Origin of the sequence: Actinocrispum sp. NPDC049592, from assembly GCF_040675465.1 — a bacterium.
Taxonomy (GTDB): Bacteria; Actinomycetota; Actinomycetes; order Mycobacteriales; family Pseudonocardiaceae; genus Kibdelosporangium.
Genome location: NZ_JBFAPA010000003.1, coordinates 332,634 through 349,736 on the forward strand (window position 1 = coordinate 332,634; position 17,103 = coordinate 349,736).

Consider the following 17,103-nt stretch of genomic DNA (forward strand, 5'->3'; position numbering starts at 1 on the left):
GCCGACGCTACCCAGCGGTGGGTGAGTAAACAAGACCCTACAGTTGTCGGCATGCGCATGCTGTTCGGTTTTGTCGGAGGTAGGGGACATTTCACGCCGCTCGTCCCGGTGGCCGGTGCATGCGCGGCGGCCGGCCACACGATCTTGTTCGCCTGTCAGCAAAGCATGGTTCCCGCTGTTCAGGCGGCCGGCTTCGAGGCGGTGGCGATCGGCCCCGACTACGGCAGCGACGGGTCCCGGCTGCCGTTGCTGGCACCGGATCCGGTGAAGGAGGACCTCGACCTGCGGGAAGGGTTCGCGCGGCGCGCGGCCTCCCTGCGCGGCAAGGACATCCTCGCGCTGGCCGAGACCTGGCGGCCGGATCTGGTGGTGTGCGATGAGGTTGACTTCGGGGCGATGATCGCGGCCGAACGGCTCGGTGTCCCGCACGCCTCGGTGCTCGTGACCGCGTCCGGCGGGTTCGTCCGGGCGTCGGTGGTGGCCTGCGCGCTGGACGACGTGCGCGCGTCGTTCGGCCTGCCCGCGGACCCGTCGATGGCGATGCCCGGCCGGCACCTCGTACTTTCGCCGTTCCCGCCCGGCTTTCGCGACCCGGCGTACCCGCTTCCGGTGACCGCGCGCACTTTCCGCTCGCAGGACCCGGTCGAGGCGGACGGCGAGGCCATCTACTTCACCCTGGGGACGATCTTCAACACCGAGTCCGGCGACCTGTTCCAGCGCGTGCTCACCGGGTTGCGCGAACTGGACGTGCCGCTGGTGATGACCGTGGGAGAGCTGGTCGACCCGGCCGAGTTCGGGCCACAGCCGTCGCATGTGCGGATCGAACGGTTCGTGCCGCAGGCGTCCGTGCTGCCGGAGTGCCGCCTGGTCGTGTCGCACGGCGGTTCCGGGAGCCTGACCGGGGCGTTGGCTCATGGGTTGCCGTCGGTGCTCATCCCGATGGGCGCCGACCAGCTGATGAACGGCGCGCGGGCCGCGGTCCTCGGGCTGGGCCTGGTGCTCGACCCGGTCAGCCTCACCCCGGCCACCATCCGGGACGCGGCCGCCGAGGTCCTTACCGACCCGTCTTACACGCTCGTCGCGGCAGGCCTTAGGGCCGAGATGGCCGCCCAACCTGGGGTGTCTTACGTGGTGGGACTGCTGGAGGGCCTCGTTCCTGCCTAGTTGCCCAATGCGGGGGCGGGGGTCTTACGCCGAACCTGGTGGCATGGGGACACCGGAGATCCAACTCGAACTCATCCACCACCTGCAGGCCGGCGAACGCCGCCGGGCGGCGGCCGACCGCGAGGCGCGGTCGGTCATCAAGCGCAGGCGCCGCTGGTGGCAGAAGAAGCAGTGACCGAAAATGAACGGCCCCGTAGCTGTGCGTATGCCACCATGCGGTGTGCCTCGGATTGGGTCTGGGATCGCGCTGGTCGGCCGTGGTGCCGAACTGGACGCGCTGCGATCAGCGCTGGCCGCGGCGGATTCCGGGCAGGCCGGGGCGGTCTTACTGGCGGGCGACGCGGGCGTGGGGAAGTCCAGGCTTCTCGCTGAGCTGGTCACGACGGCCAGATCTACCGGCGTGACCGTGTTCACCGGGCGGTGTCTCGACGTGGACGAGGCGGGGCTGCCTTACCTGCCTTTCGTCGAGGCACTCGGCCAGCTCGGTGAAGCCCAGCGGGACGTGGCCCGGAACCGGCCGGTGCTCAACCGGCTGGTTCCGGGCCTTGGCTCGGTCGCGGGTCCCTCGGAGGACCAGGCCATGGAACAGCTGCGGCTGTTCGACTCCGTGCACGGGTTGTTCTCGGACCTGGCGGCCACGGGGTGTGTGCTGCTGGCGTTGGAGGACCTGCACTGGGCGGACGCCTCGACGCGGGACCTGATCCTGTTCCTGATGTCCAGGCTGCGCAACCAGCGCCTGCTGATCGTGTGCACCTACCGGACGGATGACCTGCACCGGCGGCATCCGTTGCGGCCCTTGCTGGGTGAGCTGAGTCGGCTGCCCACTGTGGACCAGATCCAGCTCTCACCGTTCTCGCCTTCGGATGCGGTCGAGTTCGTCTCCGCTCTGTCCGACGGTTCGCTGCCTGCCTCGACAGTTCGCAAGATCGCCGAGCGGTCCGAGGGGAACGCGTTCTTCTGCGAGGAACTGACCGCTGTCTATGGCGATGGCGCGGGTGTCCCAAGTGGACTGGCGGAGTTGTTGCTGGCGCGGGTGGAACGGCTGAGCGCCGCTGCCCGGGCCGTGGTGCGGGCGGCGTCCGTGGCTTCGACGACTGTGACGCATTCCAGTCTGGCCGCGGTGTCTTCGTTGTCTTCGGAGGTGCTGGAGGAGGCGCTCCGGGAGGCGGTGCAGCTCAACGTTCTGGTGACCTCGGACGGCGGGTACACGTTCCGGCATGCCTTGCTGCGTGAGGCCGTGTACGGGGATCTGCTGCCGGGGGAACGGGTTCGGCTGCACGCGGGCTACGCTTCCATCGTCACCTCTCAGGCTTTGCTCGCGTACCACAGTTTGCGGGCGCACGACCTGCCTCGGGCGTTGGACGCCTCTATTCGCGCGGCCCGGGTCGCCGCGGACATGGGGGCGCCTGGGGAGTTGTTGCGTCACCTGGAGCAGGCGCTGGAGTTGTTGGGCGCGGTGGGTTCGGAGTCGGTGGACGAGCTGGAGCTGTTCCGCAACGCGGCTTCCGCGGCCGCGGCGACCGGGGAGACCGAGCGGGCCGTCAAGTACGCGCAGACCGTGGTGGACCTGTCCGATGCCATCGGCGATCCCGAGCAGGCAGCCGAGGCGCGGGTCCAGTTGGTCGCGGTGTCGATGCCGTGGGAACACCGCACCATGGCCACCCAGTCGATCGTCGAGGCGGCCTGGGACCTGGTGCGGGCGCGACCGCCGAGCGCGACCAAGGCCAAAGTGCTCGCTCTGCTGGCCCGGCAATGGGTGTGGGACTGGGCGGTCGACGTGTCCGTCGACGAACTGCGGGCGTACACCGAGGAGGCCATCACCATCGCCAAACAGGTGGGCGCGGCCGCCGTCGAGGTGGACGCCCTGGTGACGCTGGCAGTGTTCGCCGAGTGGACCAACCACGTGGACGAGGCCATCCAGGTGGGCAGGCTGGCCGCCGAGCGAGCCGCGTCGATCGGGGCCTACGACGTGGAACTGCGGGCGCGCAAGAACACCTCGATCAGCCTGCTGCTGGCCGGACGGCTGGACGAGGCGCTGCGGCTGGTCGAGTTCGTTCGCAAACGTGCGGCCGAGGTCGGCATGCCGTGGGGCGCGGCAGCGGTCGACGCGGGGATGGAAGTCGTCCACATCCGGTACCTCATGGGCGAGTGGGCCGCCGCCCTGGAGTCGGTGGACACCGCCGGCGCCCCACCCATGGTCACCGCCCGGATCATGTCGCCCGCCATGCACATCCTCGCCGCACAGGGCGAGTTCGCGCAGGTCGAAGCGCTGGCCGCCGAGCTGGAGCGGTTGACCACCGACGGTCTCGCGCACGCCGTCGGCGGGTTCGCCATGGCCGAAGCGGCACAGTGGCAAGGCCGGTACCGCGAGGCCGTCGACCACGTCGAGCGGGTGTTCGGGCATCTGGAGTCCCTCTCCCGGCCCTCACTCACCGACGCCGCCATGGCTGCGGCGACGGGGATTTCCGCGCTCGCCGACCTCGCCTCGGCGGGTTCACCGCGGGCGCCGTTGGTCGCGGAGGGCGAGGCCTTGCTGGCGCGGATGGCCGACCACACCCCACGGACTCACGTGGGCGAACTCGTCTACCAGCAGACAACACCCATGCTGGCGATGCATCGGGCTCGGGTGGCCGCTGAGGTTTCGCGGCTGCGGGGCGTTGACTCGCCCGCGTTGTGGGCCGAGGCCGTGGCCACTGCTGAGGGGTTCGGGTATCCGTCCACTTTGGCTCGATGGCGGTGGGCGGGTTCGTTGCTGGCTGCGGGTTCGCGGGAGGAGGGGGCGGAGCAGTTGGAGATCGCGTACTCGCGGGCGGCTTCTTTGGGGGCTGTTCCGTTGCGGGATGCTCTGGTTGGTTTGGCTCGGCGGGCTCGAGTTTCTCTGCCTGGGGTGGCTGCGCCTTCGGACGACGTGTTGACACCCCGTGAGTTGGCGGTGCTGGAGTTGGTGGCGCGGGGGCTGACCAACCGGCAGGTTGGGGATCGGTTGTACATCAGTCAGAAGACCGCGAGTGTGCATTTGTCGCGGGTCATGGCGAAGTTGGGGGCGGCGAACCGGACCGAGGTCGTTTCTATTGCTCACGATCGCGGTCTGCTTGCTTAGTTCGGGGTGTTCGAGCCTGCTTGGCGCCGCGATTGGGCTTGCTAGGCGCCGCGCTTGTGTTAGTGGGCGCCGCGATGAGCTTGGGGATACCGCGAGTGCGGTTGAGATCGTCGCGCCGGGTGCCGCGACAGATCTCGCCAACCACCCCGAACCCAGCCCACCGGGCGCCGCGACAAGGGAAGTCAGCCGCCGCGACAAGGGAAGCCTGGCGCCGCGATGATCTGCGCCCGGCCGTGCTGATGGAGGCGCCGCCCGGTGCGTGGGCGGCTTCCTGATCAGCGATGCCCCTCCCCTGTCGTTCCGCGAGATCGGGGGCGGGGTCGGGGTTAGGAGGGGTCGGTGGGGAGGCCGAATTTGGCGAAGAGGGTGTGGTCGAAGAAGGAGGTGGAGTGGGTTATGCCTGCTTTTGTGAGGGTGAGGACCACGAGGTTGAAGGGGTGGTAGATGCCGTCTTGGGGGTGGCGCCAGTAGGTGCCGAAGGCGGGTTGGCCGCCGTTGGCGGTGGTGGGGATCAGGCGCATCTCGCCGGGACCGACGGGGCAGGTGTGGGTGAGGTGGTGGGCGATGTTCTCGGGGCCGCGGTACCAGACGGCGTAGGGCGGCATGTCGAAGACGGCGTCCTGGGTGAAGAGGCTGACGATGGCCTGGACGTCCTTGGCCTCGAAGGCGGAGACGTACTTGTCGAGCAGTTCCCGTTGGTCGGCGGCGGTTGGCTCCTCGACGGTCTCCTCGGTGGGGTGGATCTCGTTCAGTTGGGCACGGGCGCGTTGGAGGATGCTGTTCACCGCCGCGGTCGAGGTCTCCAGGAGTTCGGCGACCTCGGCGGCCTTCCACCTCAGCACGTCGCGGAGGACCAGCACGGCCCGCTGTCTGGGTGGGAGGTGCTGGAGGGCGGCGACCAGGGCGAGGCGGAGGCTCTCCTTGGACGCGACGAGGGTGGCGGGGTCGGCGGTGGACTCGTCAAAACCCGCCATCGCGTCGGGGATGGGCTCCAGCCACAGCACTTCGGGGCGTTCGTCGAGGGGGTCCCTGGGGTCGGCGTCGGGGTTGCCGAGGCCGGCCGGGAGCGGTCTGCGGTCGCGGCCGTCCAACGCGGTGAGGCACACGTTGGTGGCGATCCGGTACAGCCAGGTGCGCAGCGACGACCGCTTCTCGAACTTGTCGTACGACCGCCACGCCCGGATGTACGTCTCCTGCACGAGGTCCTCGGCGTCGTGCACCGAACCCAGCATGCGGTAGCAGTGCGCGAGCAGCTCCCGGCGGTAGGGATCCGCCTGCTCCAGGAAGCTTTCCGAGGCCTGCGCGGTGGTCATGGTTGCTCCTTTCCCCAGACCCGCCCGACTCTAGACCCAACCACCGACAAAACCATGTCACCGCAGGTCAGACCCCCTAAAACCGCTTCGAGGGGCCGGTGGGCGTCCAGGTGTGTGCCTGGTGTCGTTGCGCCATCCGGTCTAACGTCCACGACGTCACTCGACGACACCCCAACACACCGGAAGTGGAGCGATGAGCGGACGCGTAGTGCACTTCGAGATCCCGTTCGACGACGAGAAGCGCGCCAACGAGTTCTACGCGGAGGCGTTCGGCTGGAAACTCCTCGACCTGCCCGGCTACACGATGGCCGCGTCCGGGCCGACCACCGGCCAGGCCGCCCCGGCCGAGGCCGGGTTCATCAACGGCGGCCTGCTCAACCGCGATCCGGCGGGCGCCAGCAGCCCGGTGATCGTGGTTGACGTGCCCAACCTGGACGAGGCGCTGGCCAAGATCGAGAAGCTGGGTGGCAGCACGGTGTCCGGCAAGCGCGCGGTCGGCGACTTCGGCTTCGCCGCGTACTTCAAGGACACCGAGGGCAACCTGATGGGCCTCTGGGAGGCCGCGGCCTAACGCAGTCCTTTGTGGAGGGTGGCTCGGAAGTCCAGCACGATGCCGCCCTCCGCGCCCATCCGCTCCGCGCCGGCCAGGAACCGCGACTCGAACGCCGAACGGCGGTCCGCGGGCAGCCGTCCCACGGCGTCACCCAGACCCCTTGGCGCCAGCCAGTTCCACAGCGCCGAAGCGTCCTCCATCGGCACCGGCATGGCGACCGGCGACGTCTCCAGATCCGTGAACCCGGCGTCCGCCAGCAGGACATCGAGCTTGCGAGCGGTCAGCGCCCCGGTCTGTTCATCGTCCTCGCTGGGCACCGGCACCCCGAAGAACTCGGAAGCCAGCTGGTACAACCACAACAGCCGCCCCACGGACTGCTTCTCCAGCGACAGCGCGATCATCCCGCCCGGCGCGAGCACCCGGCGAGCCTCCGCCAAGGCGACGTCCGGATCGGGCAAAACCTGAACCACGAACCCCGCGGTGACCAAGTCGAACGACCCATCCGGGAAGTCCAGCGAGCCCGCATCCCGTTGGTACGCCGAGATCTCCGGGAAGTCCGCGGTCAGCCGCTCGACCATGCCGGCGGACGCGTCCGTCGCGGTCACCTTGCAGCCCAGCGCAAGCGCGGCCCGCGCCACCGCTCCCCTACCGGCACCAACGTCCAGCACACGCGAACCTGGCGGTGGCCCTGCGAACGCGACCAACTGCTTGCCGACGTCAGCGACGTACGGGAAGACTTCCTCGTAGCGGTCGGCGAGCTCGTCGTACTTGCGCCTGCCTTGTTCCGTGCTGGTCACAGCCGGTCAGCCTAATGTGGCTGGACCGACCGGCTGTACCCCCAATTGAGTGCAGGACTAGCGGGACGGCCGCAGCGGCACGCCGGGTGTGAACGGCACGAGCGACGGTGTGACCTGCGCGTTGGTGTTCGTCGGGTAGTCGTAGACGAGTTGGTACCGCGCGGGAAGCCGCTTGGCGGCGGCGGTCATCGCGGCCGGGGGGGTGTTCGGCCAGCGACCGGTGCGCATCTTCGTGAACAGCGCCTGCAAGGTCACGATCTCCTCGGACGCGGTGAACGCGCAGTGCGTGGCACGGCCTGCCCAGACCTGGCGCAGGTCAGAGGAACGGCCACGCATCAGGTCGGCCAGCCAGCGCTCGTTGGCCGGGTCGGCGGCGTCGGCGATGTTGTGCAAGGTGATCACGGGTGCGCGCTGGGTCCCGGTGATCACGGCGTTGCGGTACATCCAGCCCACCGCGGCCGGGTCCGGGGCGATCCGGGGCGCGGCGGCGAGCTTGGCCAGGTCGGCGTCGGGGCTGATGCCCGCGTCGCGGTAGGCGGCCTCGACCAGGTCCCGCTGGGACGACTTGGCCAGCTGGCGGCCATAGTCGACACCCACGTTCCAGGACGGGTTGCCGCCCGCGTGCGCCTCCAGGTCGGGCCGTCCGCCCGGGCCGAAGGTCTGCACCCAGAAGCCGCTCGTGATCTCGACCTGCTGGGCCAGCTGACCAGCGAGATCGGCGGGCTTGGGCGCCAGCGCACGATCCCAGCCCGGGGTGTTGGCGAACGAGGCGGCCAGCGCGAGCCGCGCCCGGCCTTCCTTGGTCGTCATGGCGGTGTTCACGGCCTGTTGCAGCAGCTCAACGCTGTGGGCGGGGTTGCGCGGGTGCACAAGGCCGATGTCCTGACCTGGGGCCAGCAACGTGCGCAGCGCGAACGTGACGTCGAGCGCCATGTTGAACGTGCCGTTCAGGTCCAGCGGGCCGCACAACGGCGCCACACCGGTGATCCTGCCGGGGTAGCGCTCGGCCAGCTTCAACGACACCGCGGCGCCCAGCGACGATCCGGTCGCCACGACGTCCCGCGGCCGCCCGACGGTCCGGCCGAACCAGTCCAGCAGGGCGCCCTGGTCGCGCACCGCCTGCTCGATGACGAACCCGGTGCGCGGGTTGAAGTCCGACCCGGCCAGCGCGTACCCGTGGTCCAACAGCCACTCCTCGGTCTCCGGCCGGTTGGCCAGGCCGATGGCGGTGGGCATGCCCTCGACGTAGTACGGATGGCTGTACACCACCACCGTGCCGTTCCAGTGGTCGGGCACTTCGACCCGGTACTTCGCACCCCCGATCTCGCCGGTGTAGCCGCGCCTGCCGCCCGCCACAGCCGGCGAAACGAGCCCTACCAGGGCCAACAGCACGAGAAACAGGGTTCCCAGCATGCGTCGCATGGACATGTCCTCTCGATCGGGTGCGACCGAGGATAGGTGACCAAACGGTCACATATCAAGCCGGCCGAAAAATCTTGGAAAGGATGTCGATCCGGCGCGGGCGGGTTCGACGCTTAGGTGTAAGCGACCTTGAAGCGTCCAGAGAGGACAGTGAGATGACCACCTCGACCCTGCGCCCCAACACCGTCAGCAAGACCGCCGTCTCCGGCGCCACCGTATCGGCCTTCCGGGTCGTGGTGTCGTTCCTGTTCGTCTGCCACGCCCTGCAGGGCTTCGGCATGTTCGGCGGCATCGACGGCGCCGGAACGGCCGTGTCGTTCGGGATGTGGCCGGGCTGGTACGCCAGCGTGCTCGAGCTCGTGGGCGGAGCCTTTGTGCTGCTTGGCATCCACACCCGGCCCGCCGCCGTGGTGTGCTCCGGCGTGATGGCCTACGCGTACTTCACCGTGCACCAGCAGCTGGCCCTGCTGCCGTTGCAGAACATGGGCGAGCCCGCCGCGCTCTACAGCTGGATCTTCCTGCTGATCGCCGTGCTGGGCCCGGGTTCCTACACGGTGGCGACCGTGCTGCGCCGCCGCAAGTGAGACCACGGGAAACGGGGTGCGCTCGCGGCGCACCCCATTTCCGTGTGTTCAGCCCAGGTCGAAGACCTGCGCGAGGCGGAAGTGGTTGCCGAACGGGTCGCGGAACGACGAGTCGATCCCGTACGGCTGCTTGAACGGCTTGTCGATGAACTCGACCCGCGCGCGCTGAGCTCCTCATAGGACGCCTGGCAGTCGTCGGTGGTCAGGAACACCGTGCCGGTGAAGCCCTTCGCGGTCAGGTCACGCACCTGGCCGGCGGTCTTGTCGTCCATGATCGGCTCACCCGGCAGGGCCATCAGCGTGATGGCGATGTCCGGCTGGCCGACCGGGCCGACGGTGAGCCAGCGGAACCCGCCCAGCTCGGCCATGGTGACGTCCTGGCGCACCTCCATGCCGAGCTTCTCGGTGTAGAACTTCAGCGCCTCGTCCTGGTCGAACACCCACAGCTGAACGGTGGAAAGCTTGTACGGCATGGTTTCTCCTCAGTGGACTCATCCGTCGCCGCACACGCTATCCCTGGGGCTCGCCGCCGTCTTCTCGAAACGTCCGGTGTTGCGGGCGGCCGTAGAACCGCAGGACACAACGGGGCACACGGGCGTAAACGGACGCGGGCGGGAACTTGGCCCGGTAGGTGGTCGGCGACATCCCGAACGTCCGGGTGAAGCTGGTGGTGAACGACCCGATGCTCTGCAGGCCGACGGCGATGCAGATGTCGGCCACCGAGCGGTCCGTGGTGCGCAGCAACGCGGCGGCGCGCTCCAGGCGGCGGGTGAGCAGGTACGCGTGCGGCGACTCCCCGAAGGCGCGCCGGAACTCCTGGCTGAAGTGCGCCCGGGACAGGCCCGCGGCCTTGGCCAGGTCGGCGACCGTCAGGTTCTCGAAGTAGCGGCCGTCCGCCAGGTCCTTGGCACGCACCAGGTGACGGGCCGGCGGCAGGGAAGTCATGACGCCAGTATGAACCGGACCGCCTCACCGGGATCCCCCTGGTGAGTGGTTGGACCGGTTCTAACCGGCATGACCACTCATGAGGGCTTGGGCTCGGGTTTCGAGGTGCTTGTAGCCGGTGGTTTTGGCCAGGGTGAAGGCTTTTTGGGCGTTTTCGGGACTCTTCTTGGTCGCTGCCAGGCCGATGAGGGCTTCGCATTCCTCGTATCGGGCGCCGATGGCCTGGGCGATGGTGAGGGTGGTCGTGTACTCCTCGATCGCCTTCGCGGTGTTGCCCATGGACTCGTGGGTGGCCGCCAGGGCCGTGCGGACCCAGGTCTCGGTCCGCTTCTCCCCCGTTTCGAGGGCCAGGTCGAGGGCGGTTTTGAGGGTGTCGAGGGCTTCGGCCGGGCGGGACCGGGCGCGGTAGATGTTCGCGATGTGCGCCCGCGCTTGGGCTTCGTCGTTGCGGGCGCCCAGGTCCAGGTAGATGGCCAGGGCCGCGGTGTTGTGCGCGTAGGCGGAGTCCAGGTCGCCCATCAGGAACTCGGTGGCGCCCAGGTAGTGCAGGGCGTTGGCCTCGCCGTGCCGGGAGTTGAGCGAACGGCTGCTCGCCAGCGCCTGCCGGTAGTACGACGCGGCTTCCTCGAACTCGCCGCGGTACTGGTGGTTCGAGCCGATCTTCATCAGCGCCGGGCCTTCGCGGTCGAGCATGCCCTCACGGCGGTGCAGCTCGAGCGACTGCACATACCGGGTGTTGGCCTTGTCGAGGTCGCCGAGCTGCTCGGAGATCACGCCGAGGTTGTTGAGCATCGCGGCCTCACCGAGCACCCAACCCGCCGCGCGGCACTGTTCCAACGCCGACGTGTAGTGCGAAATGGCGTCGGGATAGTGGTTCTGGCTGTAGTGCGCGGTCGCGAGGCCGAGGTGCGCGGCGGCGAGATCCCGTGGCGTCGCAGCCACATCCAACGCGGCGGCGGCGACCTGGAACAGATCCCCGTTGTGGCCACGCATGTACAGGTACGTGCGAATCGTGTCCGCGAGCAGCACGGCGGTCGAGGCGTCCGCGCGAGGCACCGCGGCCAGGATGTTCAACCGTTCAGCGTCCAACCAGGACAGTGCCGAAGCGTGCGAGGTGAACACACCCGCCGACGACTTCTCCCGCAGCCGGAGCATGTACGGGTACAACAGATCCACAGCAGCGGAACTCAACGACAGATAGTGGTCCCATAATCGTCCACAAGCGACTGCCGAGTCGGCGTCCTGCTCATGCGCCCGATCCCAGGCATAGCGCCGAAGCAGGTCGTGGAACGAGAACCGGCCGGGAGACTGGGAGTCGATCAGGTGCGCCTCGGCCAACCGGTCGAGCAGATCGGTGGTCTCATCCAGCGGAAGGTCCGCGAGAGCCGCGGCGGCGGTCACGTCGACATCCGGCCCGGGAACGAGACCCAGCAACCGGAACAACCGTTGCGCATCGGGCTTCAAGGCGGTGTAGGACAAGTCGAACGCGGCCGCGACCGCGGTCTCCTCATCGCCGTCGATCCGCAACGAGGACACCGGGTTGCCGGCCCGCAGAGCCGAAACGTGCTCCGCGATGGACCGGCCCGGCCGGCTCGCCAGGTGCGCGGCGGCGATCCGCAAAGCCAACGGCAGACAGGCGCACAACGAAGCCAGCTCCCCGGCCGCCGAACGCTCGGCGGAAACGCGCCCCACCCCCAGCATCCGTTCCAGCAAGGCCAAAGCCTCGTCCGCGGGCAACACGTCCAACGTGACCCGGCGGGCCGCGTTCACGGCGACCAAGCCGTCCAACCGGTCCCGGCTGGTCACCAGCACCACGCAACCAGGACTGGCGGGCAGCAGAGGACGAACCTGCTGGGCGCTCACCGCGTTGTCCAACAGGATCAGCATTCGCTTGTCCGACACCAGAGTCCGGTACAACGCGGTCGCTTCGTCCACGTCGACCGGAATGTCCGTCACCCCGAGCGAACGCAGGAAGTGCGTCAACGCCTGGGCGGGCCGCATCGGCGGACTCAGCGCGTAACCGCGGAGGTTGACGTGCAACTGCCCGTCCGGGAACCGCCACCGCATCCGGTGTCCCCAATGGACAGCCAGCGCGGTCTTCCCCACGCCCGCGGTACCGTCAATCGCGTTGATCACCACGGCCGCCGGGTTTCCCGAGGCGAGCGCGTCGAGCTGGTCCAGCATCGCCGCCCGGCCGGTGAAGTCGGCGACGTCGGGCGGCAGCTGCGCGGGAACCTGCCGGGGCTTGGCCGTGGCCAACGAGGGATCGTCGCGCAGGATGGCGACCTCGAGCTCCCGCAACGCGCGCCCCGGGTCGATGCCCAGTTCCTCGGCCAGGTAGTCCCTGGTCCGGCGGGCCACGTCGAGGGCCTGGCTGGTCTGGCCACCACGGTGCAGCGCGAGCATCAGCTGGCCGACCAGGCGTTCACGGGTCGGATGCGTCTGCACGAGCCCGGTCAGCGCGCTGACCACCGCGTGGTGGCGGCCCAGGTTCAGCAACGCCTCGAACCGGTCCTCCATCGCCACCAGGCGGGTCTCGTCCAGCCCGCTGAACAGGCGCGACCGGGTCTCGTCCGGCGCGGTGTCGGCGAGCACCGGCCCCTGCCACTCGGCCAGCGCCCGGTCGAGCAGCTCCAGCCGGGACGAGTCGTCAGCGGTCGCGCGCGCCTCGGTGACCAGCGCCTGGAACCGGTGCACGTCGAACAGCCGCGGGTCGGCCCGCAGGACGTACCCCTGCCCCTGGGCGTCGATGGTCACGTGCCCGGCGACGATCGAGCGCAGGCCGGAGACGCACACCCGGATGGCGTGCGCCGCGGTCCGGGGCGGGGACTGCGGCCAGACCAGGTCGATCAGCCGGTCCAGCGAGACCGGGCGGCCCAGCTCCCAGGCCAGCACGCCGAACACGAGCCGCTGCTGACGCGGGCCCAGGGCGACGGCCTCGCCGTCGTGGACCGCGCGTACCGCCCCCAGCAGTCGGAACTCCACGGCCCTCCCCGAACGGTGTCATGTCACTGCCGTCAAAAGTACCCACGGGTCCGGGTGAGGTTCGGGTGTCGCTCGTCGGCCCGTTCCCAGTGCTGTTTCGCCTCCGTCATCCTGCCAGCCGCGGCGGCCACCTGCCCCAGGCCGAATTCGGCCCGCGCGGCCTCGTAGCGGGTCCCGCACTCCTCGCCGAGCTCGATCGCCTGGCGGTAGCAGGCCGCCGCCCGGGCCAGCCGCCCCTCCTTCAGATAGGCCTTACCCAGGCAGTTCAGCGCCATCACCTCGTCCAGCGGCATGCCCATCCGGCGGAACTCGGCCAGCGACTGCTTGAGGTGCCGGATGGCGTGCGTCACCGCGCCCGCCTCGACCTGCATCACCGCGATCCCGCGCAACGTGATCGCCGCGTTGCCGGGCACGCCTTGCTGCTGGTAGAACGCCAGCGCCCGCCACATGTCCCGCAGCGCCGCCGGGTGGTCGCCGCGGTAGTGGTAGACCCAGGCGAGGTTGACCAGGCAGTTGCTCATGCCGAACCGGTCGCCGATGGCCTCGAACAGGCTGAGCGCGGCCCGGTAGCACTCGGCGGCGCGTTCCTGGTCGCCCTGGTCGATGTGCGCGATGCCGAGGCTGTTCAGAGTGGTGGCCTCGGCCCATTTGTCACCGCTCCCAGCGAGACTCTCTACATTCACCACTATTAGCTGTTATTCAAAAGAGCAGCTATAGAATTCAATAGTGTGGAGGCAGCCATACGCCAAGTCTGTCTTGCCGCCATATCTTCCCCTAACATTTTGGCCGCTATGAATGCCGGCTTTGGACTGTCGATGACATTCGCAATTGCGTCACTCCACCGTAGAGTGTCAGCCCGCTCTTCATCTGTAACAGGAATTACTCGATTCGCCAACTCAACGGACAAGCTGGATCGCTGCTCATACAAAAGCGCACCAAGACCACTACTTTTACTCACCAACGTCGGCACACCCCGCGCCATGGCCTCCAAGCCGATTAATCCGAATCCCTCCGTACGCGAGGGCATAATAACCAGGGTCGCCTGATGCATATCCTGGTTCAAGGTGGCAGCATCAGCCGAATAGGGTCTTGGCACGACCCGCAGCGCCCCGGTACCGGCCCAACTCCTGACGGCGTCGGCCATGATTCGACCCTCACCGTCCGCAACTCCTCTAAGAACCAATTCGATTTCCGACTCACTCGATCGACGTCGCGTGAGTATCGCACCCAATGCACGTGCAGCAATATCGACACCTTTCACTCTAACTTCACGCATACTTAAACGTCCAGCAAGTAACACCCGTATAGTGTCACTGGGGGGTGGAGGTTCAATCACAGAACCTAGAAGGTCAAATCCGGGATCCAATCGCAACGGTTCAGGGGCGTCAGTGCCTAACAATCGATCGCGAAGATAATGATACAGCACAGGACCAATTCCAATGGCAAGATCCGCCCGTTTTGCGACCAAGATTTCATCGTTGATGCGCTGCTCGGCAGTCGCCATGGAGTCTTCACCTGGACTATAGTCTTTCTCAAATTCCACTCGGTCGGGGATCACGTGTAGGACGTGTAGCAATTTCGCATTTCTAAAGTGGTCCTCGACCAACCACATGGCAGCCTCTCCCGTTTTTCGGCCGTGGCCGATTACCACCTGCGGAACTACGGCTAAGGGGAGCTTCGGTGGTCGCGAAAGCGCAGCATAGGGATCCCCCAGAGAGGGCGGTGGTTTAACCAGGTGCACACCTGCGGCCTGAGCATCACGAGACTCATCAGCCGATGCATCTGGTACCGAACAAAAAACAGTTACATCTAGGGACGCCAGCGCTTTACACAACTCTCGATTAAAGGTGCTCTGCCCACCATTCCGAGACGACCATTCAGTGTTCACCACTAGAATACTCAGGCTTTCCTTGGAGTTTCCCGTCGGCGCTCGTGTTTCAACTGTAGTTACCCCAATAGAGCCATCGTCCTGCATGGATCTCGCGTGTCCATCAGCACGAACTCGCTCCACATCTTCCCATCCACCGACTTCTTCATAAAGAGCAATGGCCGCAGCGCGATGCGCGTCGGCGTCAACCGCTCGTCCCTGCGCCAGCGCAACGCGACTAAGACCCTCAAATGCCGCGGCCTCCTCTCGCAATGACTTCCCCTTCCGGGCGCGAAGAATCGCCTCATTATAGTGAGCACCGGCTTTTTCAAGCTTTCCAAGATGGTGCTCAGTTTCGCCGAGATGAGAAAGTAGTTGCGCCACATCTCCATCGCTAAAACGAAGCCCGTCAAATTCCCTTAGGGCCTGATCAAAATTTCCTTCGGCGGCCGAAAATGAGCCGAGTCTAAGTTCACACCGCGCGACACAGTCTAAAGCGATAGCCGCGTTCGAATACTGTCCGTGAGCACGATAGAAATTCCGAGCAGTAGTCGCGAGCTCACATGCCAGTTCATATTGACCACTATCGTAGGCGAGCCAGGCATGATTAGCTACTACATTCATCTCTCCGTGAAGATCGTCGGCAGTGTAAAACTCAACCCGCGCTTCCGCATAAAAACTCATGGCTTCATGATTTCGATGGAGCTGCGCGTGAGCTAAACCCAAGTTGTTGAGCGCAATCGCAATAGCCCTATGATTCTCCGATCTCCGTGCTGCCGCGAGCGCGTAGACAAAACATGCGATCATCAACTCCCATTGCTTTGTTGCGAACAAATACCCTCTCAAATAATAGACGAATTGCCAGCACACTAACGCTTCCGCATGCGTTTCCATCTCGTGAGCTATTTGCAGGAAATTACCAACCTCTCGGTTCATCCAATCGACAGCGGAACTCTTGTCCGGAAAATCTCTAATTGTTACCGCAGATGACATAGAATCGATTTGAACTCGATATCGATGTTCATCAATTCGCCTGTCTGCAGCGGCCGCCGTATGCGTATAATAATCAAATAACCTACCGCGACTCGCCATAGTTTCGGCCGGAGAGAGATACACGGCCTCCGGTTGACGCAAGTAGCCACGCAGTAAATCGTGCAGACGATAAGCGTTGTGCGAATGTCGTTCAAGCATCCCAGTTCTGATCAGCTCATCAAGCACGCTCTCAGCCAATGCTGGGTTTGTTCCGGCCAACGCAGCAGCAGCATAAGCATCTACGCGAGGGCCAGGGTGCAAGACAAGAAGAGCCAACATGGCACGTTGCGTATCGGAGAGGGTGGCACACGAGGTAGCAAAGACTGCCATCACGCTTCGGATACCATCGTCAAGTTCATTCGGCCAAGCCGAATGATCTGCTAAGCGTGCCGCAACGTCCTCAAGGCGCCTCACCGGATTGTCTCGAAAACGAGACGCTACGATACAAATCGCCAATGGCAAGCCGCAACAAATCTGGACAATCTTGTCAACGATGATAGGATTACCACGTTCGTAAGAATCCGGCGGCAATTGGGAGACCCAACGAAATAGCTCAACCGCCTCACCCGGGGCGAGCGCACCGACGTTCCAATGCATTTCTGCATCTAGCCCCGTAAGCGCGTGTCTACTGATAACGATGAGCGACGTTCGGCCGTTTGGCGGCCGCAGTCTGCTTACTTGCCGCACGTTCGCGACGTTGTCTACGATTATCAGCAAGCGCCGATCGGTGAGCTTCTGTCGAAACAATGCCTCCCTATCGTCAACGGATTGCGGCACTACTTCACCCGCTACTCCCATTCGACGAAGAGTACTGTCAAGTGCATCCTCGTCGGTTAGCGAATTAACGTCGGGAGTATATCCCTGCATATCTAGGTACATACATCCATCTGGATAGTTTTCGTGCACCAATTCCGCCACTGATAGCGCAATAGCAGTTTTCCCTACCCCGGCCATACCATAGACAACACACACACGAGCTGTTCGCCCTACACCGCCATGTAGATATTTTCTGAGCGCATCGACGTCGGCTTCCCGCCCTATCAGTCTCGATGGGCCTGCAGGAACATCGAACCAAGGGCGGCTCCCGGCTCGCCGATCTACAACGGTCAATCTGGCGGCAGCACGTGCCAGTTCATCTCCAGTGCCAAACACTCGGTCACAGCCTGCTGCGAAAGTCATCGAGGGTGGTGATAGCCCTTGTTCCACACGGCTAACGTGAGCGTTGCTGTAGTGGATGAGTTCGCCCAAAGCTCTCGTGGACAGATCAGCCGCTAGCCGCAACTGTCGCACCCGGGCACCAAAAGACGACCGGTTCTCCAACGCCCTCCTCCCCTCTCAGTC

Annotated in this window: 13 protein-coding genes; 5 read left to right on the forward strand and 8 right to left on the reverse strand. The window is 66.0% G+C overall.

All coding sequences use genetic code 11. From position 1 onward, the window contains the following. The first annotated feature begins 51 nt into the window (after window positions 1-51). From AB0J95_RS11490 to AB0J95_RS11500, 3 genes are read left to right on the forward strand one after another with little or no spacing between them, the layout of a single operon-like run. A complete protein-coding gene (locus AB0J95_RS11490) occupies window positions 52-1,164 on the forward strand; it encodes a glycosyltransferase (protein WP_364755789.1) in 1,113 nt (370 codons plus the stop codon). A gap of 43 nt (window positions 1,165-1,207) precedes the next feature. Continuing rightward, window positions 1,208-1,339, forward strand: coding sequence for a hypothetical protein (locus AB0J95_RS11495; protein WP_364755791.1), 132 nt, complete (start codon window positions 1,208-1,210; stop codon window positions 1,337-1,339). 45 nt (window positions 1,340-1,384) lie between these two features. After that, window positions 1,385-4,264 (forward strand): AAA family ATPase, encoded by a 2,880-nt coding sequence (locus AB0J95_RS11500; RefSeq protein ID WP_364755793.1) that lies wholly within the window; start codon window positions 1,385-1,387, stop codon window positions 4,262-4,264. Between the two features lie 326 nt (window positions 4,265-4,590). Here AB0J95_RS11500 and AB0J95_RS11505 read toward each other — a convergent pair whose 3' ends face one another. Continuing rightward, complete coding sequence (locus AB0J95_RS11505; protein ID WP_364755795.1) at window positions 4,591-5,577, reverse strand: sigma-70 family RNA polymerase sigma factor; 987 nt, start codon at window positions 5,575-5,577, stop codon at window positions 4,591-4,593. Between the two features lie 193 nt (window positions 5,578-5,770). Between AB0J95_RS11505 and AB0J95_RS11510 the strand changes: the two genes are divergently transcribed. Continuing rightward, window positions 5,771-6,148, forward strand: coding sequence for a VOC family protein (locus tag AB0J95_RS11510; RefSeq protein ID WP_364755797.1), 378 nt, complete (start codon window positions 5,771-5,773; stop codon window positions 6,146-6,148). Here AB0J95_RS11510 and AB0J95_RS11515 read toward each other — a convergent pair. Both AB0J95_RS11515 and AB0J95_RS11520 read right to left on the reverse strand, forming a co-directional pair. After that, window positions 6,145-6,927, reverse strand: a complete 783-nt coding sequence (locus AB0J95_RS11515) for a methyltransferase domain-containing protein (RefSeq protein ID WP_364755799.1) — start codon at window positions 6,925-6,927, stop codon at window positions 6,145-6,147. The genes AB0J95_RS11510 and AB0J95_RS11515 overlap by 4 nt on opposite strands. 57 nt (window positions 6,928-6,984) lie before the next feature. Next, window positions 6,985-8,349, reverse strand: coding sequence for a hypothetical protein (locus AB0J95_RS11520; protein ID WP_364755801.1), 1,365 nt, complete (start codon window positions 8,347-8,349; stop codon window positions 6,985-6,987). Window positions 8,350-8,504: 155 nt separating this feature from the next. Between AB0J95_RS11520 and AB0J95_RS11525 the strand changes: the two genes are divergently transcribed. After that, window positions 8,505-8,933, forward strand: coding sequence for a DoxX family protein (locus AB0J95_RS11525; protein ID WP_364755803.1), 429 nt, complete (start codon window positions 8,505-8,507; stop codon window positions 8,931-8,933). Here the strand turns inward: AB0J95_RS11525 and AB0J95_RS11530 are convergent. The 5 genes from AB0J95_RS11530 to AB0J95_RS11550 are packed head-to-tail and all read right to left on the reverse strand — an operon-like array spanning window position 8,897 to window position 17,052. Beyond that, window positions 8,897-9,406: a VOC family protein gene (locus AB0J95_RS11530; protein WP_364755805.1), complete on the reverse strand. Its 510-nt coding sequence runs from the start codon at window positions 9,404-9,406 to the stop codon at window positions 8,897-8,899. The genes AB0J95_RS11525 and AB0J95_RS11530 overlap by 37 nt on opposite strands. A 37-nt stretch (window positions 9,407-9,443) precedes the next feature. Beyond that, complete coding sequence (locus AB0J95_RS11535; protein ID WP_364755807.1) at window positions 9,444-9,878, reverse strand: helix-turn-helix transcriptional regulator; 435 nt, start codon at window positions 9,876-9,878, stop codon at window positions 9,444-9,446. Window positions 9,879-9,938: 60 nt separating this feature from the next. Continuing rightward, window positions 9,939-12,863, reverse strand: a complete 2,925-nt coding sequence (locus AB0J95_RS11540; RefSeq protein ID WP_364755809.1) for a BTAD domain-containing putative transcriptional regulator — start codon at window positions 12,861-12,863, stop codon at window positions 9,939-9,941. A 32-nt stretch (window positions 12,864-12,895) separates the two neighbouring features. Continuing rightward, entirely contained in the window at window positions 12,896-13,546 is a 651-nt protein-coding gene (locus tag AB0J95_RS11545) for a tetratricopeptide repeat protein (protein WP_364755812.1), read from the reverse strand. Between the two features lie 5 nt (window positions 13,547-13,551). Continuing rightward, on the reverse strand, window positions 13,552-17,052 hold the full coding sequence (locus AB0J95_RS11550; protein WP_364755815.1) for a glycosyltransferase: 3,501 nt from the start codon (window positions 17,050-17,052) through the stop codon (window positions 13,552-13,554). Between the last annotated feature and the right edge of the window lie 51 nt (window positions 17,053-17,103).